14 protein-coding genes are annotated in these 21,416 nt (G+C 64.5%); 7 read left to right on the plus strand and 7 right to left on the minus strand.

Annotated features, from left to right (window positions below; all coding sequences use genetic code 11):
* The 4 genes from V7116_RS15910 to V7116_RS15925 all read left to right on the plus strand — a co-directional run.
* A partial coding sequence (locus V7116_RS15910; protein WP_324392935.1) for an SH3 domain-containing protein occupies positions 1 to 995 on the plus strand: 995 nt, incomplete at its 5' end.
* A gap of 258 nt (positions 996 to 1,253) precedes the next feature.
* Complete coding sequence (locus V7116_RS15915; RefSeq protein WP_324392936.1) at positions 1,254 to 2,477, plus strand: SH3 domain-containing protein; 1,224 nt, start codon at positions 1,254 to 1,256, stop codon at positions 2,475 to 2,477.
* Positions 2,478 to 2,582: 105 nt separating this feature from the next.
* On the plus strand, positions 2,583 to 3,386 hold the full coding sequence (locus tag V7116_RS15920; protein ID WP_324392937.1) for a hypothetical protein: 804 nt from the start codon (positions 2,583 to 2,585) through the stop codon (positions 3,384 to 3,386).
* Positions 3,387 to 3,655: 269 nt separating this feature from the next.
* Positions 3,656 to 4,453 carry a hypothetical protein gene (locus V7116_RS15925; protein WP_324392938.1) on the plus strand — a complete coding sequence of 266 codons (798 nt, stop codon included), beginning with the start codon at positions 3,656 to 3,658 and terminating at the stop codon, positions 4,451 to 4,453.
* Between the two features lie 318 nt (positions 4,454 to 4,771).
* Here V7116_RS15925 and V7116_RS15930 read toward each other — a convergent pair whose 3' ends face one another.
* The 4 genes from V7116_RS15930 to V7116_RS15945 all read right to left on the minus strand — a co-directional run bounded on the left by V7116_RS15930 (position 4,772) and on the right by V7116_RS15945 (position 13,095).
* Positions 4,772 to 8,332, minus strand: a complete 3,561-nt coding sequence (locus V7116_RS15930; protein WP_324392939.1) for a response regulator — start codon at positions 8,330 to 8,332, stop codon at positions 4,772 to 4,774.
* A 271-nt stretch (positions 8,333 to 8,603) separates the two neighbouring features.
* Positions 8,604 to 9,323: an SH3 domain-containing protein gene (locus V7116_RS15935; protein WP_324392940.1), complete on the minus strand. Its 720-nt coding sequence runs from the start codon at positions 9,321 to 9,323 to the stop codon at positions 8,604 to 8,606.
* A gap of 327 nt (positions 9,324 to 9,650) precedes the next feature.
* Positions 9,651 to 12,008 (minus strand): CARDB domain-containing protein, encoded by a 2,358-nt coding sequence (locus V7116_RS15940; protein ID WP_324392941.1) that lies wholly within the window; start codon positions 12,006 to 12,008, stop codon positions 9,651 to 9,653.
* A 457-nt stretch (positions 12,009 to 12,465) separates the two neighbouring features.
* Positions 12,466 to 13,095 carry a hypothetical protein gene (locus V7116_RS15945; RefSeq protein ID WP_324392942.1) on the minus strand — a complete coding sequence of 210 codons (630 nt, stop codon included), beginning with the start codon at positions 13,093 to 13,095 and terminating at the stop codon, positions 12,466 to 12,468.
* A 510-nt stretch (positions 13,096 to 13,605) separates the two neighbouring features.
* Here V7116_RS15945 and V7116_RS15950 point away from each other — a divergent pair.
* The gene (locus V7116_RS15950; RefSeq protein ID WP_324392943.1) at positions 13,606 to 14,583 is read left to right on the plus strand and encodes a GNAT family N-acetyltransferase; all 978 of its coding nucleotides are present in this window, start codon (positions 13,606 to 13,608) and stop codon (positions 14,581 to 14,583) included.
* A 371-nt stretch (positions 14,584 to 14,954) separates the two neighbouring features.
* The gene (locus V7116_RS15955; RefSeq protein WP_324392944.1) at positions 14,955 to 16,430 is read left to right on the plus strand and encodes a WD40 repeat domain-containing protein; all 1,476 of its coding nucleotides are present in this window, start codon (positions 14,955 to 14,957) and stop codon (positions 16,428 to 16,430) included.
* Positions 16,431 to 16,604: 174 nt separating this feature from the next.
* On the opposite strand, the gene miaB is transcribed toward V7116_RS15955, so the two are convergent.
* The 3 genes from miaB to V7116_RS15970 all read right to left on the minus strand — a co-directional run bounded on the left by miaB (position 16,605) and on the right by V7116_RS15970 (position 20,630).
* A complete protein-coding gene (gene miaB / locus V7116_RS15960) occupies positions 16,605 to 18,011 on the minus strand; it encodes a tRNA (N6-isopentenyl adenosine(37)-C2)-methylthiotransferase MiaB (RefSeq protein ID WP_324392945.1) in 1,407 nt (468 codons plus the stop codon).
* 111 nt (positions 18,012 to 18,122) lie between these two features.
* Positions 18,123 to 19,217 carry a potassium channel family protein gene (locus V7116_RS15965; RefSeq protein WP_324392946.1) on the minus strand — a complete coding sequence of 365 codons (1,095 nt, stop codon included), beginning with the start codon at positions 19,215 to 19,217 and terminating at the stop codon, positions 18,123 to 18,125.
* A 156-nt stretch (positions 19,218 to 19,373) separates the two neighbouring features.
* Entirely contained in the window at positions 19,374 to 20,630 is a 1,257-nt protein-coding gene (locus V7116_RS15970) for a glycosyltransferase (RefSeq protein WP_324392947.1), read from the minus strand.
* Positions 20,631 to 20,724: 94 nt separating this feature from the next.
* Here V7116_RS15970 and V7116_RS15975 point away from each other — a divergent pair, with 94 nt between their 5' ends.
* Positions 20,725 to 21,135 carry a PPOX class F420-dependent oxidoreductase gene (locus V7116_RS15975; protein WP_324392948.1) on the plus strand — a complete coding sequence of 137 codons (411 nt, stop codon included), beginning with the start codon at positions 20,725 to 20,727 and terminating at the stop codon, positions 21,133 to 21,135.
* Positions 21,136 to 21,416 lie beyond the last annotated feature (281 nt).

Genomic DNA, 21,416 nt, shown 5'->3' on the forward strand with positions numbered 1-21,416 from the left:
CCCAGCCGCTGGCGGTCAACATCAACTGGAACCCGATCCCCGACGTGGTGATCACGCCGCCGCCGGGATCGGCCTCCGCGACCCAGACGCTCACCTCCTCATCGGGCAGCGGCTCCGGCGGCGGAAGCTGCACGCTGGCATTCGACGGCCCGGTCAATGTGCGCAGCGGGCCGAGTACCACCACGGGAATCATCGGCGGCGTGAGCGCGGGCGATACGCTGCCCGTCACCGGGCGCAGCGCGGACGGGAAGTGGTGGCAGGTCAACTATAACGGGCAGACCGGATGGGTGTCGGCGGGCCTGCTCCAGATCGATCCGCAGGGGGCCTGCGACGCGGTTCCGACCGCCGGAACGCCCGCGCCCGGCCAGACCTATACCCCGCAGTACACCTATACCCCGACCGTGACCGGCACGCCGCCCACGGCCACGTATACGTACACGCCGCCGCCGTATACCTATACGCCGACGTACACCCCGCCCGCGGTTACGTACACGCCGACCTACACCCCGCCTGCGGACCAGGTCGCGCCGACCTACACGTATACGCCCTCGTATACGCCGACGTTCCAACAGCCGACACACACGTATACGCCGAGCTACACGCCAACCACACCGCCCGCGGCCCAGATCGCACCGCCGGATTCAAACTATGCGTTCAACGTCGCGCTGGACACCACCGGCTCGTTCACGGAATTCGTGTCCTATCCCGGCGGCGACACGCAGGATCGCGTGGGCTACACCGTCACGGGGATGAATCCCAACGTGGCGTTCAGCGGCGGGCGCGCCCGGCTGGTGATCGCGGCAAGCTGCTTCGGCAACGGGCTGGAGTACGTGCAGTTCTTCACCGCGGGGAACACGTTCGGCTGCGGCCAGACCATTCTGGATACCGAAATCACGTACGAACAGCGTACCGGATTGGTGACCATCAACGCGGTGGGTGGGGAAGGAACCTACGTGCAGTGGGTGGTGACCATCTCGGTGACGCGCATCAATTAACGGGTTCGCTGGCAGGCGCGCGACGGAATAGTTCAGCCGGGGAGGACGAAGGAGCCTCCCCGGTATTTGTGTGGGGATGGTGGCCGGAAATGGGGCGAAAAAACTGCCTTCCAGGGGAGGCAGCGGACATAACACCTTTTTATTTATAGTATCGGGACTATTTATGGATTGATTTTTATAGATGTTAAGCCTTATTTTAATATCAGAAAGAATTATCGTTTAATGTGGAACAGAAACGGAGGTTGTGAAAACCACGGTATGACGCGCGCTCGATTGTTCTTTACCGCAGCTCTCATCCTCACCCTTGCCGCCGCTGCCGTCGTGGGGCCGCTGGCCCCAACGGCACACGCCCAGGGAGATACGACGCTCCCATATAACCAGCCGACCATCGTCAGCCTGACGGCGGGCCAGACCGCCACCCGCACCTTCGAAGCGTTCGCCGGAGACAGTTTTACGCTGACTCTTTCGCCCCTATCCGCCTATACGTATACCGCCGTGCTGATCGATCCGGGCCAGAGCGCCACGCTGCTGACGCCCGGCCCTGACGGCACGGTTGCGGCGACGTTCGATTCCATCCCACAGGGGGGACTGTACCAACTGGTGGTGCAGGCCGCGGCGAACGGCGACATGCTCATGATGTTAAACGGCACGGCCATCGAGCCGGTGGCGCTGACCCCAGGGCAGACGGTCGTGGATCTGGGCACGCAGCCGCTGCGCTTCAGCCTGACGCCGCCCGAAGGCGTGCCGTCGATGTTCCTGTCGATCGCGCCCGTGCTGGAAGATCCGGCGGCTCCCGGCACGCTGCCGGGCCTGAGCCTGATCGACGCGGCGCGGGGCGCGACGGTGCTTGCGCTGGAGCCAGGCACGCTAGGCCAGATCATGACCGTGCTGCCCGCGCCGACCGTGTTCTACCTGTCCCTGGACCCGGTCGCCGTGCCGCAGCAGCTTATGATCACGTGGGACGTGACGAACGGGATCGTGCCGCCGGGCGGTGTGGCGACGGGAACGCCTGCCAGCACCACCGGGGCGTGCCAGCTTTCCTTCAGCGGGGGCGTGAACGTTCGAGGCGGGCCGAGCACCGCCTACGGCATCCTGGGCATCGCGTCGCCGGGCACGGTGCTGCCGGTTACGGGCCGCTCCTCGGACGGCGGCTGGTGGCAGGTGATGTTCAACGGCATGTCGGGCTGGGCGTCCGCCGGACTGACGACGGTCCAGACGATGGGCGACTGTTCCGCCGTGCCGATCGCGTCTGCGCCGCCGCTGCCGCCGACGCCGATCCCCTCACCGACCGGCCTGGAGACCGCGACGCCGACGATGGGCGCGACCGCGACGCCTACCGCAACTTACACGATGGAATATACGCCGACGCCGACCGCCACCTGGACGCCGATGCCGACGCTGAGCATCACGCTGGTGCCGATCACGATCGTGCCCCTGACCCTCGTGCCGCTGACGCTGATCCCGGTCACGCTGGGGCCTTAGTTCTTGCTTTCGCTTTGGACGCCGCTGCTCATCCGCCGGTGCATGAGGTGGGTGAGCAGCGGCATAAAACTCCGTTCGGAAAGTTAGAATAAGGGGGTTTCTTTGATGAAGTTTCGACGTTTAAAGTGGGTGGGTGTTTCGTTATTCATCCTCATGCTGGTGGGCACGAATCTGATTCCGCCAGCGCACGCGCAGGAAGCCGTCCTAGAATTTACGTCCGTCAGCGCGTCTTGCATGGAAGGCGCTTATACCCTGCATGGCGAGGAGATCCTGTTCGGTTTCAGCCCGTTTGGGCTGCAACTCGCAGCGGCGCAGCCTGCAAGCTCGTATTTTGTGGAGGCGCGGGACGCCGATGGCACGTTCCTGGGCAGCAGCGGCGGCCCGTTCGATCCGTTCATGACGGCGGATTATTCGGGCACGATCGCGTTTTTGAGCGAGCCGACTGGCCCCACGGTGACGTTTTACCTGTACTATGACGCCGTGATCCCGCTTTCTGCGCCGAGCCTGTTCGGTGGGCTGGGCAGCGCACACGCACAAAGCGATCCGACCGAGGCGAACGATACAATGCCGGCGGACTACACGCCCTGCGCGGCGCCGGGCACGCCCATCACCTCCGCGCCGCTGTTGCCCGCTCCCGGCTGCGATCTGGTCGATTTGACCGGAGCGGTGGTGGGGCGGTTCATCACCAGCACGCACGCGTACTATGCCCCCAGCCTGAACGCGCTGACGTATCCCGTGATCTCGATCAAGGAAAACGAGACGCTGTGGGTCTTCGGACAGGATTCGACGCACGCCTTCTACAAAGTGCTGCTGGGGTGCAGCAAGCTGTGGGTCCCGGTGGCGTCGATGGCGCCGGACTATGCGTATCCGTGGTATGGCACGCCGCTGCCCACGACCGTCGTAAAGTAGGGGCGGCGAGGCGCGGAGCCTCGTAAGCGGAACGGTTCCGCAGCAATCGACCTGTCACAAACGAGAAAGGGTAGAGCGCACCGCTCTACTCTTTTTTTGTGCCGGGGATAGGCCGAGTGTGCCGTCGATGTGAGGATAAATGATGGGAATTAATATGAAGTATCAATTTATAAATTCTTTCTTAATGTGAATTTTATTGGCGCACCATATACTAAACATAAAGGAAGCAATAACACATTCGTTAGGTCAGTTTCTATGTGGGGTGTACAGTGAAAATCTCGCGCATTAAGCTTCTCGGTTTCGTGATCGTCGTCGTGCTACTGGCCGCAACCAGCGTCATCCCGCCCGCGCGCGCTATTGGCCTGCCCGATATCGCATTTTCCTCGGCAGACGCCTCGTGCCTGATCGCATCGTACAGCTTCCACGCCGAGATCGACCATCCGATCGCCAACCATTCGTTCAACCTGTTTGGGACCGGCGCTGCGTCGGCGGGCAGGTCTTCCATTCCGGTGAAAGTCCTCATCGCCGACGCCACGTCTGGCAACGTGCTGGGCGAGCACTATTACGATGTGAACTGGGACGGCGGCGACTATCGCGGCTCGGTGCAGATGCACAGCTCGTATATCGGTGACGTCACGTTCAGCCTGTTCCTCAACGAACGGTTCAGCTCGTATACGCCGTCCAACCGTCTGTTCGGCCCGGCGGCAGCCAGCGCAGAGGTCGGTTCGACGCTGCTGGATCAGGTGACCGTCACGTACAAGCCGTGCGAAGAACCCGAAGCGCCCCGTCCCGGCCCGGACATGGTCGATTTGACCGGCGCCATCATGGGGATGATCGCCAGCGATACGCCCGTGTACTACGCGCCGAACCTTGAGGCGCTGGTGTACCCGACCACCGCACTGCAGCAGGGTAAGACGGTCTGGGTGCTCGGTATGGACGAGTCGCACGAATGGTACAAGATCCAGTTGGGGGCCAATGCACTGTGGGTCCCGGCGTCTACGGTGATCACCGACGGCGAACCCCTGTGGAACAACGCGCCGCTGCCCGAAACGATCGTGGGCCACTAAAACACGCACATCGCCGCTCGCGGTTCAACGCGAGGAGAACGCAAGCGCCCTGGCTCCCCCCGGGGCGCCCTCGCTTCGGTGTGTGGGGGAGAGTAAAAGACGGGTGGAGCGTAACGCCCCCCGTTTTTCTTTTTGGCGGGCGATGCAAGCATCGCCCCTACGGAATCAGGAGCGATCGGGGTTTGGTGAGCCGGTCGTTTTTGGCGAGTGGGCAAACGCGAGGGCCGGATCAAAACCGGGCGGAGCAAGCCCCGCCCGTACGGATCGTGGAAGAACGAGCGCGTCAGAAAACCGCGCGCTCAAAAAGCGCGGCACGCACTAGCGCTGGTACTGGTATGCGGCGAAGCGCGCCATTTCGCGGTCGGTGAGCTCGCGGGGCGGGGTGATGACGTAGTAGCCATCCGCCCAGAACTGCCCCGACGCGTCCATCATCTCGGGATAATACGCGGCGGCGGCGCTGGCCGTTTCGTCCATAAAGATGGTGACGGCGGCGTCGGGCAGGGTCTTCTGCGGAATGTTTATGCTCAGCAGGATCGAGTCCGGGCCGATTTCCAGCGCGGGCACATCCCACCCGTTTTCCCCGGCGACTTCTCCGATCCAGTTGCGCAGGTCTTCCAGTAGATCGCCTTCCAGCGCGATCCGGCTCGGATCGGCTACCAGCCAGAAGCAGGTGTAGGCCGTGGTGGGCTGCTCCGGCTGGGGCGCGACGACGGCGCTGCCCGTCTCGCCGGGGGCGTGGTGGGCGGCGGCCTGCTCCAACGCCTGCTCGGCGGCTTCGCGCAGCTCGTCGGCGGAGAGCGCTTCCGCTTCGGGCTCCTCGGGTTCGATCCGTTCGGTGGGCGGTTCGTCGTGCGCTTCGTCGAACGCGGCGGGGGCGCTGTCGGGCACGCTCGCCAGCGAGGTGCTGATGCGCTGCGCCAACCGGCGCGTGGCGTGAATCGACATCCCGGCGTGGAAGATCATGCTCAAAATGAGATCATCCTCGATCACGGTGCTGTAGAGCATAAACTCGCCCATGTCGGGCAGGCGGATGTAGCGCATGAGGGTGGGCAGCGTGGTGCTGCTGGTTTGCCACGCGGTGATCACCATCTCGTACAGGCGATCCATCGCAATGACGGGCATGTCGCCCGCTTCGGCCAGCCGCTGCCCGCCGCGCGTCAGAAGCACGGCCTGGGCCGAACTTTCGAGCGCGAACCGCGTCAGCTCGACGGCGGCATGCGCCAGCCGGGCGTCTTCTTCCGTATCGCCTTCGAACATGTCCGGCGCGAAAAACGTATCGGCGTCCACCGCTTCCAGCGAATACGGCTCCGGCTCCTGGGAGGCTTCCTCCGAGTCGTACTCGTCGTAGGCTTCCGCGCCAAGCGCTTCCCGGCGCAGCCAGTCCGTTTCGCTGGCGGGGGCCTGATCCCATGCCCAGGCGTCCTGCTCGCCAGCGGCTTCATAGGTGGGCGGCTGCTCGGCGGCGGCCTCCGGGGGCTGCTCCGGTTCTTCGGGCGCGGGGGGCCGGAAGGCTGCTTCGGCGTCTTCGAGCAGACCCTCGAAGATCTCCGCGAGATCCTCGTCCGGGCCGTGCGTGGGCCGGGCGGGTTCCGGGGCGGCGGCGAAGAAGGCCTCGAACGCGGCATCCTCGTCGGTGAGGGCGGGCTGCGACGCGTCGTAGCCGTCGAACGGCGCGGTTTGCGATTCGGCGGGCGGCTCGGCGGGCGCGAATTCCGCTTCGTCGGCGAAGAAGGCTTCAAACGCAGCCTCTTCCTCGCTGGTGGGGGCGGGCTGGTCGTAGGCCTCGAACGGCTCGGCCTGCGGCTCGATGGACGGGCCGACGGTGGGTGGTTCCATAGCAGTGGGCAGTTCCATATCCAGATCGGTGAAGGAATCGAACGCCGCGTCGATCTCGTCCCGTTCCTCGGCGGTGAGCGGCTCGGAGAACTGGTAGGCGTCCAGCATAGGCGGCTCCATGGCGGGTTTTCCGGCCTCGGCCACTGCGTCGCCAGCCCAGGCGGGCGGCGTAATATCCGGCGGCGGGGCGATCTCGTCGGGCGGGGCGACCGGCTCTGCGGCAGGCACTTCCGGCGCACCGGCGGGCAGCCCCCACTCGTCCATCACGGAGCGCGACGGGCGGGTTTCCTGGCTGAAGCTGCCGAACATCTCATCGTCGGGCGGCGGCACGCTTTCGCCGGGGGCCTGATCGCCGAGCGGGCTGCTCGCGCCGCCTTTGTTCCACGACGGCAGCGGCTTGAGCTGCGGGCGCGGCGTTTGCGACTGGGGAATGTGGCGCTCGATCTCCGACAGCAGCGCGTCCAGCGAAAACTCGGAGCTTTCCGCCGACGAGACGGCGTTGAGGGCCTGAGTCGCGGGGTAGGTGGCCGCGTCGTCTTCGTCCGCGTCCCCGGCCTGGGGCGGCAGGTAGGAGATTTCCGGCGTGTCGGGCAGGATGCCGCCCGGCTGGTAATCGGCCAGCCAGGCCGGATCTTCGTCGTTCAACAGATCCTCAAACGCCGCGCCCTGCGCTTCGGCGCGCAGATCGTCGAGCGACACATCATCCAGCCCCAGGGCAGCGATGCTGTCGCCGGTTTCGTCGATGTCGTCGATTTCTTCCCCGGCCAGGGCTGCGAGCACGCCTTCAAAAGACGGGTCGAACAGCCCGCTCATCACCTCGCCAATGGTTTCCATGCCCGCGCCGCTGGCGGTCGCGCCGGATTCGCCCGAATGCTCGTCGTGCCGGATCGCGTTCAGCAGGTAGTCGAGCGCGCCGGAGGTGGCGCCCGTGTCGTCGCCCGGCTCGTGGGCGGCCTGTTCGGCGGCCATCGCGGAGAGCAGCGCGTCCAGCGGGTTGCGCGCGGCGCCCTGTTCTTCGGTCATGCGCAGCGACTCGACCAGATCGTGAAATTCGCGGTCGCTGGTGGAGCGTTTCGGCTCGTTGACCGGGGACGACTGGGCGACGGCGTCGAGCACTTCCCCGAACTCGGACGAAAAGTGCCCCTGGTGGTCGGTGGCGAGGAACTGGCGAATGCTGTCGAGATCCTGGTTGGGCACGGTGGGCGTGTCTTCGGGATCGATGGGCGGCTCGATGCCGAAGCCGCGTCCCCCCGCGTTTGGCCCGGTCCCCAGCCAGCCCTGTTCGAGCATGAGGTCGTCCAGCGTTTCCGTTTCGGCCAGCCGCATGGTCGGATCAAGCTCGTCCGGCGCGGCTAAAATATCGGTCGCGTTGGGGTCGGGGCCGGGCTGGTCGAAGATGCGCGTGCCGCCTGTTTCGCCCTCGTACTCAGGCTGATCCGCTTCCGCCTCGTCCCACATGCCCGCCATTTCGTCCGTGACGCGCGACCATTCGCCTTCGGTGGGCGGGGCGGCGTCCACGTCGGAGAGCATGGTGCGCTCGACGTGATCGAGCAGCTCGGTGGGCGAGTGCGGTTCCGCCGGAGGCTCCATCAGGTGGCGCAGGCCGGGCGGCATTTCGGGCGGGGCGAAGACGTCCAGAATGGTTGCGTCCTCGTCTTCGTCCTCGTCCACTTCGGCGCGCGGATCTTTCGGGATGATGCGTTGGATGAGCGCCATCAGGTCGCGGGCGGCGTAGGGCTTGGGCAGCACGCCCTGGACGGTCAGATCCTGGGCCTGGGTGATCTGGCTTTCGGATTCGGGCGTGACGATGACCGCGAGGTTGGACTGGATGTGACGAAGCTGCTTGATGATCGCTACGGTGTCCATGTCGGGCACGGAAAAATCGAGGACGGCGATGTCATGGCGATGGTGGTGCAGGGCGTCTTCGGCGGCGAGACCATTGGCCGAGATGCTCACGTTGAATCGGCTGCTGTCGTCCAGCGCCTGTTTGATCCGCACCAGGAAGGGGATATCGGGATCGATGATTAAAACTCGGATTGCCATGACCGTTTCCCACCCTTTAAAGAGACGATTCGCATTGTACTTCGAGCGCTCAATCGGGGCAACGCCGACCGCTCCGACGCCCGCCGATCGCGCCTGCTGTGCGTGCCGCCCGGTGTCCCGCACACCGAAAAACGCGGCTGGTATCGTTTGTATCTTTAGCAAACCGCAGCGCAGGGCCAAACCTTACCGATCAGGGTGGAGAGGGGCAAAATTGCCGGTCTGTGCTTCTCGATCCCTACCTCTCGCCTGCGCAGATGCCCGCCGTGCGCCGTCAGTCCGTGACGGGGAGGGCCGCGCCGCACGTGCCCTCGGTACGCAGCCACTGCGTATTGTTGATGGTCCATACCGGATCGTCGCTGCCGTCGCGCTGGACCTTGTACCACGTCGTCGCCGCGTTGCGCCCGATGACGCGGACTGTCTCGCCTGTATCGAACTGGCCCAGGCGCGCGGCGTTCGTGCCCGGCCCGGCGCGGTAGTTCAACTGCGCGACCATGACGCGCCCGGTGCACGCACCGGACCCGTCGCCGCTGCTGGCCGCTGTGCCGGAGACGACGAGCGTCAATTCCGCCGGATCGCTGACCGCGCTGCCGTTGAGCGCGTAAATTTCCAGGGTGAATGTGCCTTCGTGATCCGGCTCCCACACCAGGATCGCTTCGGTGGGGCCGGACTGGCCGGAGGGCAGCGCGACGCTGGATGCGACGCGGCCCCCGACGTTGATCTGAAAGCCGGTGGCGGTCGAGCCGGTGTTGACGGTGATATCGACGCGCTGGTTGGCCGGAACCTGCTGACCCTCGGCAGGGGAGACGATCTGCACCGACGGCGCACCGCCCGAGGTCGTGTCCGCGCCCGCCGGGCTGGCGGCGCTGCCGGATGGCGTTCCGGCGTCTTGCTGCTGGTCGCCCTGGGTGAGATTGCATCCGGCGGCAGCCAGCGCCAGCAAAATCAGGAATGGAACGAGGACGCGGGCGGTGATACTGCGCTGTGGTGGCATGTCGTTACGTCGTCCCCCTCAGGTGGTGGTTCATGAACAGTGGTTAGCGGTTAGCCGACAGCAGTTGGCCAAGAGCAGAGGCTAAGGGCAAAAGCAAAAAACAAACGCGACCTCACCCCCTGCGCCCCCTCTCCAGCCCAGACTGGCTGAGGGGGAAAAAGCCCGTCATAGGGCGTTGTGTCTACAGTGGTTATTCACTTCTAGCCGCCCATCCCTTCTTACATATGGTAGGGGGAAAACGGGCAAGCAAGCCCCGCCCCTACGGATCGTGGGGCAGTGGGCGACGTGAGAAACCGGTTCACACAGTCAAATAGTGCGTAACAGCCTCTAGAGCGTGCCCCAGAGGCGGATGGTGTTGTCGCCGCCGCCGGACGCGATCAGGGTGCCCGCCGGGCTGAAGGCGACGCTGGCCGCCTCGCTGACGTGGCCGCTCAGGGTCGCCAGCGGCGATCCCCCGCCGACGCTCCAGACGCGCACGACGCCGTCGGCACTGGCCGACGCCACCAGATCGCCCGCCGGGCTGAAGGTCAGGCCGCGGATCGCGGCTTCGGTCCCCTGGTCGAGCGTGGACTGCAGCACACCGCTGGCCGCGTCCCAGATCCAGATCACGGCGCTGCCGCTGCACAGGCCCGCCTGCCCGCTGCCCGTGAGCCGCCCGCCGCCGAACGCGATCGTGCTGACCGAACCGCTGTGCCCGGCCATGTCAATGGCGGGCGCGCCGGAACTGATGCTCCAGATCGCGGCACCGCCGTTGGCCGTGCTGCACCCGCTCGACTGTGTGGCGATGACGACCTGATCGCCGCCGGGCAGCGCGAGATCCGCGACCGGCCCGCTGACGACGATCGCGGCCAGCTCCGCCCCGGACGCCGTATCCCAGACGTGAACCTGCCCGTCACCGCCGCCGCTGGCGTTGATCCCGCCCGCCGCGATGCGCGTACCATCGGGGCTGAGGGCCACGCTGTTGGCTTCCGCACCGTGCGCGAAGCTCGCCAGCTCGAAGCCCGTGCCCGCGTCCCACAGGCGGACCGTGCCGTCCCAACTGGCGGTGGCGACGCGCGTGCCGTCGGCGCTGAAGGCCACATCCGTCACGCGGTCCATGTGGCCGATGAAATCGATCATTTCCGTGCCGCTGGCGATGTCCCACAGGCGGGCGGTGCCGTCCCAACTGGCCGAGACCAGCCGCGTGCCATCGGGACTGAACGCCAGCGCGGAGACCGTGCCGCTGTGCCCGATCAGGGTGCTGCGCTCCGCGAGGGCGGACGCGTTGGCGGCGTTGATCACCTGCGGCTCGGCCAATCCTGCGCCCGCCAGCGCGGATTCTTCGGGCGCGGCGGCGGCGAAGGATTCCACCTGCGCGTCGGCTTGCGGCTGGGCGTCCTGCTGCATCTGGACGCCCTGTTCAGCTAAAGGGATGGCCTCCTGCGGCGCAGCCTCCTGTTGTACTACGGGGGGCGCAGCCGTGGGGACGGGCGTCAGCGTCGGCTGGGGCAGCGCGGCGACGGCCTGACTGTTCGGCTGGTTGCTCGAACTGGCAGGCGCGGCGCTGCCGTTGACGGTGATATCCAGGTAGGCCTGGTTGTTGCTCTCGTTGCTTTCCGCCGCGATGTTGTCGGGATCCACCGTGACGAGCAGTCGTTTGATGCCGGGGCTGTCGAAGGTCACGACGAGGCCGCCGGACGGCACCGACACCTGCTGGCCGCCGGACAATCCCGCCACGAGGCCGAGATCCTGGATCTGGCCGTTGGGCAGCGCCACGGCGACGTGGAACTGGCCGGACGTCTGGCCGCCGTCGTTGCGCACGGCGATGTTATAGGTAGCCTGAGCTTTGCCGTCTGCGCCGAGCGTGATCTCGCGCGGGCCGTCCAGCATGCTCAGCCGCAGATCCGGCGGGGTCGGCGTGGCGGTCGCGCCGGGCTGGGTGGGCACTGGGGTCTGGCTGGGCTGCGGCGTGGGCGAAACGGGCACGGTCGCCGGGCGGATCGCGCTGCAATCGCCCAACTGCTGCGTGTACGACTCTTTCACCCATCCGAACTGGCCGCCCCAGGTGACCTGCCACCAGCGGCCATCGGTCATATCGGTGTATCCGGCGATGGGCAGTTCTGCCCCGGCGCTGACGGTCGAAATGATGCCGTAATTGACGCTCGGCCCGCTGCGGAAGTTCAGCGCGACGTTGAGGCGGGCGCGGCAGAGCGGGTTATAGACGGTGGCGATCGGAGCTGCGGTCTGCGTCGTGCTGGTGGAGCTTCCGCCTTCGCCCGCGTCGAGCGTATCGATCACGGTGATGGTGCGCGTGGCGGGCTGCCCGGCGATGCTGTTGGTGTAGGCGGTGACGGTGAGGGCCGTGCTCCCGGCCTGCTCGGGCGTGTAGTCGAGCACGACTTCGAGCAACGTGGGCGCGATCTGCTCGGCGGGGACCTGACTGTCCACCACGGTGTTATTCACGCGCAGCTCGATCAGCGTGACGCCGGATGCGCCCGTCGCGCGGGCCTTGACCGATACCGGCTGACCTTTGGTGACGCGCGCTCCCTCGGCAGGCTCCAGGATTTCGACCGTGGGGCGTTCGGCGCTGGGGGAGGGCGTCGTGCGTCCGTCGTCCGTCTGGCGCTGCAAGTTGCAGGCGACGGCGGCGGCGAGCAGTACAACGCTCACCAGCAGAATGCGCAAATGGGCGGTTCGGTTCAGCATACCAGGCTCCTGGATCGCGTGGCGCGCGTTTGAACGGCATAAATGATCCTGCAACTGAGGGATCTACTTTGCATTGTAGTGCAACTTGAAGGGGCTGCAAACCATCGTGGGCGGACAGGGGGATGAGCGTGCGCCGCGCGTCAGGTTCGCCGGTGGCTGCGGGGGAATGGGAAAAAGCGGGCGGGGCAACGAAGTTTTACAAAATATCTCAGTCATTACCGCGACCTCGCCCCGACCTTTCTCTCCAGTCCGGGCTGGAGAGGGGAGACAAGCACGTCCGCACAGTCCGTAGGGGCGGGGTTAGCTCCGCCCGGTTTCCCCTTCCCGTCGCTTGTGTGGGGGATGCGGGCAGCATGTATGAAACCCGGCCCTGCGGTGGGCGCGAGGCGGAGAAACAAAACAACGCCCCCATCGGGGGCGTGACGAGCCAAACATGGATGTTCTGAACAGGCGAACGTCAGTCCAGCGGATCTTTGTAGATGATGAAGCGGCCTATGTCATCGCCCTTGGCGATGCAGGTCGCCAGATCCACTTTGAACTCGTGGCCGCCAGACACCCAGCGCAGCCCTTCTTGCAGCAGACCCTGCCCGACATAACATACCGGACGGTCAGCTTTGCGGTTCCAGCACATTGGGCAGCGCTCCAACGTGTAGGTGTACTTGTCACCTTCGTCATGCACGTTCGAGATCTGATCGGAGAACTGGGTGAAGATGTTCGCCATCGCAGGCAGGCCAATCTTCAGCTTGGCTGCCATCGGGAGCACCTTGAACGCCAGGTCGCCTACACCGGCCAGCGCACCAAAACCGCGCAGCGCGTCAGCAAAGGTCGCGCGCCCGGCACGAAGTGCCAGACCGCGCCCGCCACGCGGGCCGTACATGTCTTCCAGCGCGACGCACAGCGCCGTGAAGTACGCAAAATCAAACTGCTTATCGAGGTTGTCGGGGGGGTAGTTGTTGATGAGTTCTGACAAACCGGCCAGGTTCAGAATAGCATTAAGGCCATTCTTGCCCATCACTTCTTCGAGCGCCTCGATTGTGATGCGAGCAAACTTGTTGGGGTAGTAAAATCCACTCTTCTCAGGGGGCATTGTGCCTGATCCTCCATGTGGCGAGCTGGGTCAGCGGCTGCCAGCTAACGTGCCCGGAGCGCGCGAGGCGGCGGCTCACAAGCACCAGTATACGTCAAAACAATGAATGTGCCATAGCGTTTCGCTGGTCCCGGTGTGGAAAAAAACGGGCATGATACGGGATGGCACAGTGAGTGAGCGTTAAGAGTCCGTCAATTCCAACAAGCGACCTTACGGTTTAACCAGCTATTATATGGAAAATATCGAGTTTGCCAATCTCAGGTTGTTAGAAAGTTGAGGAAGTATCATTAGAGCCGTTTAATTTCACAGCCGGTTTGTTGACTCGCGCTGGTTTTCGATCCGGCGGCTGCGCCGTTTGCGGTCTTACATGGCTGATCTGGGGTATGGCTTGCAGGGCTGTTGAGGAGCCTTCAAACACGACTGGCCGAATTGAACAAAGACGGTAGAATAGATTTTGAATTAAGATGAGTCCAACCCCCGCCCGCTCTGTAGACGTGTTCAGGAAAACTCATGGAAATTCGGTTGTACGAGCCTGAAGACGATCCGGCTTTGATGGCGTTGGAGCGCATGTGCCCGCGCGGATTACCAGAGCCATTCGTCCACTACCGGCGGCGCTTCGTCGATCGCGCGGCGCTGTTTGCAGATTATGAAGTCCTGGTCGTCGAACGTGACGGCGAAATCATCGGCACCGGCGCGGTGTCCCTGAAAGATACCCATGTCGGTGGAGAGTCGGTGCGTATCGGCTACATTTTCGACATCCGCACCAATCCGAGCGTGCGCCGTCAGGGTGTCGGGCAGACCATCGTCCTCTCGATCGAAGACTACCTGATCAGCCGGGGCGCGCACGGCGCGTATGGGCATATCGTTTCGTCCAACGTGGCGTCTTTGAAATTGTTCGCCAAGCTGGGCTATACCCGCCTGCGGCAGTTGATGCTGCTGAATTACCAACCTTCGCCCGCCTTCGATGTCCCCGAATGGATGCCCCGCCACAGCGATTATTATTACGACGGGAACGAGTACATCGAGGAAACCTACTGCTACCGCGACCTGTACGTGCCCGATACGGCGGAAGCCGTGGCGCATTATGGATTCCAGCACTGGACGCTCGATTTCGGTGGGGCGGACGTGGCTTCGATCAGCGTGTACGACCAGAGCTACGTCTTCCAGCAGTGGCCCGCGCATTTGCCGTTTCCGACTGAGGAAGAAATGGCGCAGCGCGGCATGAAGAACCTGCGCCTGTTCAACCAGGTGGGCATGCACCGGCCCTCGCTGCTACAAACCATCTTCGACACGCTGCGCGACATCGCCGTGGCAGACAGCGTGGGCAAACTGTCGCTGCTGATCGACCGCCTGGACCGCATCCCGCAGTTTTTCTTCGAAGAATCGGATCGCCAGCTCGACTACTGGATGGTGTTCAAGGTGCTCGATCCTGTCTGGGAGCCACGCTGGCAGGACGCGCCGATGTATATTGATACGCGGGAACTGTAAGACGGGCAGCCGGTCGCCCGAAACCGTTTTGAGCCGGTCACTGTCAAGTGTTTAGCAGGCTGTCGAAAAGATCCAAAAATGGGTATAACATTTGCCTGACTTGTAACTCCCGGCCCCTTTTCCCCTGTCCAATCCGATTGGACAGGGGAAAAGGGGTGAGCTTCTTTTTGCGCGTTTTTCGGCGTTTTGCTTGAGGGAAGTTCAAGAGTTTTGGCGCTGCACGTCGATGACCCCCCGGATAAGCTCCTGTTCTCCGTGTTGCCAGCAGCTCCTGATTGAACAGTAGGTTGCGCGTTTGGTTTCTGCCCACGACCCCTTCGTGTCGTCGGTTTGTGTTTTATTTCATTTCGCGTCCCATTTCAGGAGGGATCATGTTTACTGCGCGGCTCATTCGGCGGAGCACGTTATGTGTTTTGATCGTGCTGCTGGCATTCCCATTCACCGCGTTTGCTCAGCCGCCTCTGCCGAACACTTTTGTGTCGGAAGACGGCTCGATCACGTTCGACTATCCCGATGGCTGGCTCGTCACGGAAGACGGCGGGCAGATCATGGCTGCCAGCAGTGAGGCGGCGCTGGAGAACGCTAATAGTGGCATGCTGGCTGAGGGCGATTTCGCGCTCATGATCGCGCCGCCTGCCATCAGCGCAACGCTGATCTCGGTCAGCAATGTCACGAACGATGCCAGCATCACAGATACCCTGGGCGCGCTGCTTTTCACGCTTGAGGGCGATGATGTGCCAGAGTTTGGCGCGCCGGTCGAGATGGATCTCGGCGGCGTACCTGCCGCGCGGGTAGACGGCATGATCGACGAGGCCGACTACGTGCTGGTGCTGCTCCAGTTCGCGCCGGATACGTTTGTGCTCGGCGTGGGGATCAGCGCGCCGGACACGATATCTCAATTCGATGACACGTTGGAAGCTGTCTTTGCCTCCTTGAGCTATGAAGCGCCCTGGCTGCAAATGTTGGCGGGCCATGCGGATTACGTGAACAGCGTGGCGTTCAGCCCGGATGGGGCGACGCTCGTCTCCGGCAGCGACGACGGCACGGTGCGTTTGTGGGATGTCGCCAGCGGTGAAGCGCGCGTATTGGAAGGCCACGACGGTTACGTGAACGGCGTGGCATTCAGTCCGGACGGATCGCAGGTGGCTTCGGCCAGCGATGACTATACGGTCCGGCTGTGGGACGTGGCGAGCGGCGAACTGTTGACTATTTTCCCGACCGAAAGCGACGATCTCTCAAGCGTTGCCTTTAGCCCGGATGGTACAAAAGTCGCGGCTGGCAGTTACAATCTGTGGATCTGGGACACGACTGCCAACGATATCCTGGCGTCCGTCTCTCTTGATGGCGATTACGCGCTGGACGTGGCGTTCAGCCCGGACGGCGCGACGGTGGCGACGGGCAATGAAAACGGGACGATCCAGTTGTGGGACGTGGCAAGCGGCACGCTCACGCAGACTTTCGAAGGCCACACCGACTACGTGCGCGCCGTGGTGTGGAGCCCCGACGGGACGCAGATCGCGTCGGCCAGCGACGACTACAGCGTGCGCACCTGGGACGTGGCGACGGGCGAAGAACTGCTGCTGCTGGCGGGGCATACGGACTACGTGCGCGCCGTGGCGTGGAGTCCTGACGGGACCAAGCTCGCTTCTGGCAGCGACGACCAGTCCGTGTGGGTGTGGGATGCGGTAACAGGCGAACCCCAGGCCGTGCTGCGCGGGCATTCGGATTGGCTTGAAAGCGTCGCGTTCAGCCCCGATAGCACGATGATCGCGTCGGCCAGCGACGACGGCCTGATCCTGCTGTGGGATGCGACCAAGACGACCGACATCCCGGTCTTCGTGGGGTAGGGCTGCGAGGGGGAGTGGGGCGGGAATCTTTTAGACACCTCACCCCCGGCCCCTTTCCAACTTGATTGGAGAGGGGAGAAAAGCGACTTTCGACGGTTTTTGTAGGGCGGGTTTGAACCCGCCCTTTTCTATCCGCCCGACGCTAAACTGCGTGCCCGAAACGGATCGCCGCCGCTAGTGGCTGACGGTCAGCGGGATGATGTCGGCGGGCGGGGTGGCTGCGTCCGCGCTGCCGGGCACGCGGCCCTGCATGCTCCACGGGCCGGTCCAGGTGATTTCGACCTGGGCTAGCTTGCCGAACCAATCCCGCGAGGCGTCCTCGAAGAACACCAGCTTGTTTTGCGGCGTGCGTCCGCGCCACTTGCCCTTGACCTGATCCTCAACCAGCACTTCGACCGTCTGGCCCAGGAACTTGCTGTTGATCTCCGCGACGACCTGCGCCTGAAGCTGTTCGAGCGCGGCGTGGCGGCGCTTCTTTTCGGCGGGCGAGACGTCGTCGGGCATGGACCGCTGGCTGACGGTGTGCGGGCGCGGGCTGTAGCGCGCGAGGTGGACCTTATCGAGCTTGAGATCGGCCAGCAGGTTGTACGTGTCGTCGAACTGCTCGGCGGTTTCGCCAGGAAAGCCGACGATGATGTCGCAGTGAATCGCCACGTTCGGGATGCGCGCGCGGATCGTCTCGACCAGATCGCGGTACTGCGCGACGGTGTAGCCGCGCCGCATGCGCTGGAGCACCTCGTCGTTGCCCGCCTGTACGGGCACTTCGATCTGCGGCATGACGCGCGGCAGCTCCGCGACCGTGTCGAGCAGCTCGGTCGTCATCCAGTTGGGATGGCTGGTCAGGAAGCGGATGCGCTCCACGCCTTCCTGCTCCGCGATTTCGTGCATGATGCGCAGCAGTTGGGCGAGGTTGGGGCCGTCGGGCACGTCCTTGCCGTAGCGGTCCACGATCTGGCCGAGCAGGGTGACTTCCTTGACGCCCTGCCGCGCGAGGCTGCGCACGTGGCCCACGATCTCCCCGACCGGGCGCGATTTTTCGACGCCCCGGCGGTAGGGGATGATGCAGAACGCGCAGGCATGCGAGCAGCCGTACACGACCGGCACGTGCGCGCTGATGAGCGATCCCTGCTCGTGCGCGGGCAGGATGATCACGCCCTCGTCGGCCATGTCCTGAAGCTGCTCGCGCGTGGCGCGATCGGCGGCATCTTGAATCAGCGCGTCGCGCTCCGTGTCCAGATCGCCCAAAAAGTCGAGCATCGGCTGGGGATCGGAGGGGGGCAGGAAGACGTCTACCTGCGGAAGCTGCTGGCGCAGGCGCAGCGGGTCGCGCACGCCGACGAGACAGCCCATCAGCCCGATGATTTTATCCGGCTGCTGCTGTTTGATCTGTGCCAGCTCGCGCAGGCGGCCATAGGCTTTGTCTTCGGCGGACTGGCGCACCACGCAGGTGTTGATCACGTAGATGTCGGCGTTGTCGGGCTGGTCGGCGGCGTGGTGGCCGAGCCGTTCCAGCTCGGAGGCCAGCCGCTGCGAGTCCGCGACGTTCATTTGGCAGCCCAGGGTCCAGATGTGATACTGCATTGTCGTCCTCAGTGTCTAAACCAGTTGATAGTGGTTGGTTTTTAGTGATTAGTAAAAGCAGATTCCAGTATTACCACGTGCGCCCAGTCTGTCAGGGCTGAATGCTGACGGCTACGAGCTTGCTTTTACCGCATTGCGCGCGACCACGTCCGTGATCTTGTGGTGCTGCGCGAAAATCACGAGCGTATCGCCCGCGCAGATCGTCGCGTCACGAGCGGGATGCACGCGCGCATCGCCGGACCGGTTGTGCAGCACGATGTCCATGTTGTGCGCATCCTGAAGCACGCCGACCTGCGCGCCGTCCAGAAACGAGCCGGGCGCGACGGTCAGGCGGATCATGCTGTACTCCACACCGTCGACGGTCATCGTCTGCGTGATCTCGATGCCCAGCGCCGATCCCGCGAACGAGGGCGCGGCCAGATCGGTTGCGCTGAGGACCGCCGCCACATTCATGAAGCGCTGGATCTGTGTCGAAAATTGGTCTTCCCACACGCGCACCACGATGCGAACATCCGGGTTCAGGTCGCGGGCGCGCATGGTCACTTCGATGTTCATGTAGTCGTTCGACGTGCAGACGATGAACGCCTGCGCTTCCCGCACGCCCGCCGTTTCGAGCGTCTGGCGAAGCCGCCCGTCGCCCAGGACCAGCGGCACGTCGAGCTGTTTCAGCTCCGATTCCTTATCGGGCGAGGCTTTGAGGTCGATGGCGACCACGTCCACGCCCATCGACACCAGGGCGCGCACGACGCGCAGGCCGAGGTGTCCCACCCCCAGGACGATCACATGATGGCGATAGGTCGAGGCCAACGCTTCCTCCCACGCATTTTTGCGCTCGTCCGGGTTGAAGAACAGGCGGAACACGTCGAACACGCCGCGCCCGGCCACGTAGATGCCGATGATCGGCATGGCGTACCAGAACAGCACCAGCGGCACTTCGGCGGGCAGATCCGACGGTGTTTCCAGGATCATCAGCGCGAGCATGGTGTAGGGCAGGTCCACGTACGGGATGCGCGCGTGCCCGGCCTGAACCAACAGCTCGCCGTAGATCCAGCCGCCGCCGAACACCGCGACGACGAAGATCACGATCGGCGTTTTGAATTCGTGCCAGACGGCGAGCGCGTTACGGACCACCGCCCGCGCGATGCGCTGGCGCCGCCGCAGCGGTCGCAGGCGCGATTCGGGAATCACAAGGCGGGAATAGGGCACGGATCGTCCTCATGCGTGCGCCGGACCAGCACCGGTTCAATGCCGGAAAGTGTAGCGAATTTGAGAGAAATTACCAGGGCGGAGGGAAACGAACCTCACCCCCCGGCGGCGAGCGCAGCGAGCGGGGGGTGAGGTTCGTGGTGCGCCGTCTGCTTCTTACCGGCGCGCTGCCGTTTCGCCGCGCGCGAGGGCTTCCAGATGATCCGCCGCTTCCGCCGGACCGCCCAGATCCGCGAATGACGCCGCCAGCGCCTCGACCGAGCGCAGCACCAGCGGTGTCGTGGTGACGGCTTTCACCGCTGCAATCAGATCCCCGCGCCGCACGTCGAGGGCGGACATTTCCAGCCCGACTTTTGCCTGCCGCGCGCGCCGCGCCTGCCCCCGCTGATCCGCCGCGTGCGGCTGGATGATCTGGGGCAGCGCGTGCAAAATGGCCGCGTGGGTCGTGCCCATGCCGCCGTGGTGCAGGATCACCGAGAGGCGCGGGAAGACGTGGGCGAAGTCGATCCAGCTCAGCAGGCGCGTGCCGCCGGGAAGCTGCGCCTTGAGCGCGGCTTTTTGCTCGGGCGTGACGGGGTTCGTGCCGATCACGACCAGCGGCAGGATGCCGTTGCGGGCCAACGCCTGCGCACCCGCCGCGTAAAACGACCAGTCGTCGGTGAAGACGCTGCCGAGAGTCACCAGTCCGAGCGGCTGACCGGCGGGGATGTCCGCCAACCAGGCGGGCGGATCCCCGTGAGGCAGCGCGGCGGTCCCGCCGACGAAAACCGTCTGCGGTAGGAACAGCTCGCCCTGATGCCAGTAGGGGGAAAAGTAGCTCAGGTGTAGGTGCGGACTCTGCACGCTCGGCGCGGGCAACCCGGCGAAGTTTTCGCCGTGGACCCCGGCCAGGGCCGCCAGCCGCTCGATGCGGCCCATCGCCTCGCGGCCCAGATCGCGCTGGAAGGCGTGCATCTGGTCTTCGTCGAGCGGCGTTCCGGCGGGCCAGCCCGCGACCGCCAGCGGCACATCGACCGCTTCCGCCGCCAGTGCCGCCGCGCTGAGAAACGGATCGGTGACCCAGACGTCGGGCGGTCCCACCCGCTCCGCGAGCGCGCGCATGTCCTGCACGGCGGGCGCGACCGTTTCCTCGTTCAGCCACGTATCGAGCGCGCGCCGGTAGCGCAGCGCGACCGCATCCACACCCGGCAGACGGCCCACGCGCGGATCGAGTGGGGGAGGCGGCCAGTTCCAGCCGGTGTGCGGGATCGCCTCGAACGGCACGCCCGCGCGCTCGACCAGCGGACGGATGCGCGCTTCGGAGACCCAGGTGACGGCGTGGCCGCGCGCCTGGAGCGCCTGCGCCGTTTTGAGCACGCCGCCCCAATCGAGATGGCCGGGCAGAGGCGCGGAAGTAAACCAGAAGGTCGCCATAAAATTAGTCCTGTCGCGCAATAAATTTGCTATAACCTACCATGAATCGATCCAAAAATCCTGCAACTGGAAGTAAACAGAAGGAAATACGCTCATGGCTGCAAAAGTACCGGAATCTCACGTCGATCTGCTGGAACGCCCGGTGTTTGTTTCGCTGGCGACCGTCAACCCGAACGGCCAGCCCCAGGTGACGCCCGTCTGGGCGACGTGGGACGGCCACAACGTGATCGTCAATACGGCACGGGGACGCCAGAAAGACCGCAATATGCAAGCCAATCCGCACGTGACCGTGCTGGCGATCGATCCTGAAAATCCCTACCGCTACCTGGAGATCCGGGGGCGCGTGGTCGAGATGGACGAAAAGACCGGACTGGACGTGATCAACCAGCTTTCGGCCAAGTACCGGGGCAATCCCGACTACTACGCGCCGTATCCCGAGCGGCGCGGCATGGAGCAGCGCGTCACGGTCAAGATCGAGCCGGAAAAGGTCAACGCCAACGGGTAGGCTGGTCCGAAAACAGCCGGTAGCTGTTAGCGGTTGGCTCAAACCCCAAAGCGGGCGCACCGACGACGATTTGTGCGGGCGGGTTAACAAAATAATCCGCAGAAACCTCACCCCGGCCCCTCTCCAATCCGATTGGAGAGGGGAGACAGCAGCGCCCAACCGGGTTTTGTAGGGGCGGGGCTTGCCCCGCCCGCTGCGCGCAAAGCCGGGTAGGGCAAGCCCTACCCCTACGGCGATCGACGCTGGCGCGCGGTGTCGAGCGCCGGTTTCTTGCCCCAAAG

The organism is Aggregatilinea sp., from assembly GCF_036822615.1.
In the GTDB taxonomy this organism is placed as follows: domain Bacteria; phylum Chloroflexota; class Anaerolineae; order Aggregatilineales; family Aggregatilineaceae; genus Aggregatilinea.

Excerpts from the sequence above, each read along its gene's own strand:
- V7116_RS15915 (WP_324392936.1), top strand. The coding sequence starts at position 1,254 with ATGACGCGCGCTCGATTGTTCTTTACCGCAGCTCTCATCCTCACCCTT.
- V7116_RS15920 (WP_324392937.1), top strand. The coding sequence starts at position 2,583 with ATGAAGTTTCGACGTTTAAAGTGGGTGGGTGTTTCGTTATTCATCCTC.
- V7116_RS15930 (WP_324392939.1), bottom strand. The coding sequence starts at position 8,332 with ATGGCAATCCGAGTTTTAATCATCGATCCCGATATCCCCTTCCTGGTG.
- V7116_RS15935 (WP_324392940.1), bottom strand. The coding sequence starts at position 9,323 with ATGCCACCACAGCGCAGTATCACCGCCCGCGTCCTCGTTCCATTCCTG.
- V7116_RS15940 (WP_324392941.1), bottom strand. The coding sequence starts at position 12,008 with ATGCTGAACCGAACCGCCCATTTGCGCATTCTGCTGGTGAGCGTTGTA.
- V7116_RS15945 (WP_324392942.1), bottom strand. The coding sequence starts at position 13,095 with ATGCCCCCTGAGAAGAGTGGATTTTACTACCCCAACAAGTTTGCTCGC.
- V7116_RS15950 (WP_324392943.1), top strand. The coding sequence starts at position 13,606 with ATGGAAATTCGGTTGTACGAGCCTGAAGACGATCCGGCTTTGATGGCG.
- V7116_RS15955 (WP_324392944.1), top strand. The coding sequence starts at position 14,955 with ATGTTTACTGCGCGGCTCATTCGGCGGAGCACGTTATGTGTTTTGATC.
- miaB (WP_324392945.1), bottom strand. The coding sequence starts at position 18,011 with ATGCAGTATCACATCTGGACCCTGGGCTGCCAAATGAACGTCGCGGAC.
- V7116_RS15970 (WP_324392947.1), bottom strand. The coding sequence starts at position 20,630 with ATGGCGACCTTCTGGTTTACTTCCGCGCCTCTGCCCGGCCATCTCGAT.
- V7116_RS15975 (WP_324392948.1), top strand. The coding sequence starts at position 20,725 with ATGGCTGCAAAAGTACCGGAATCTCACGTCGATCTGCTGGAACGCCCG.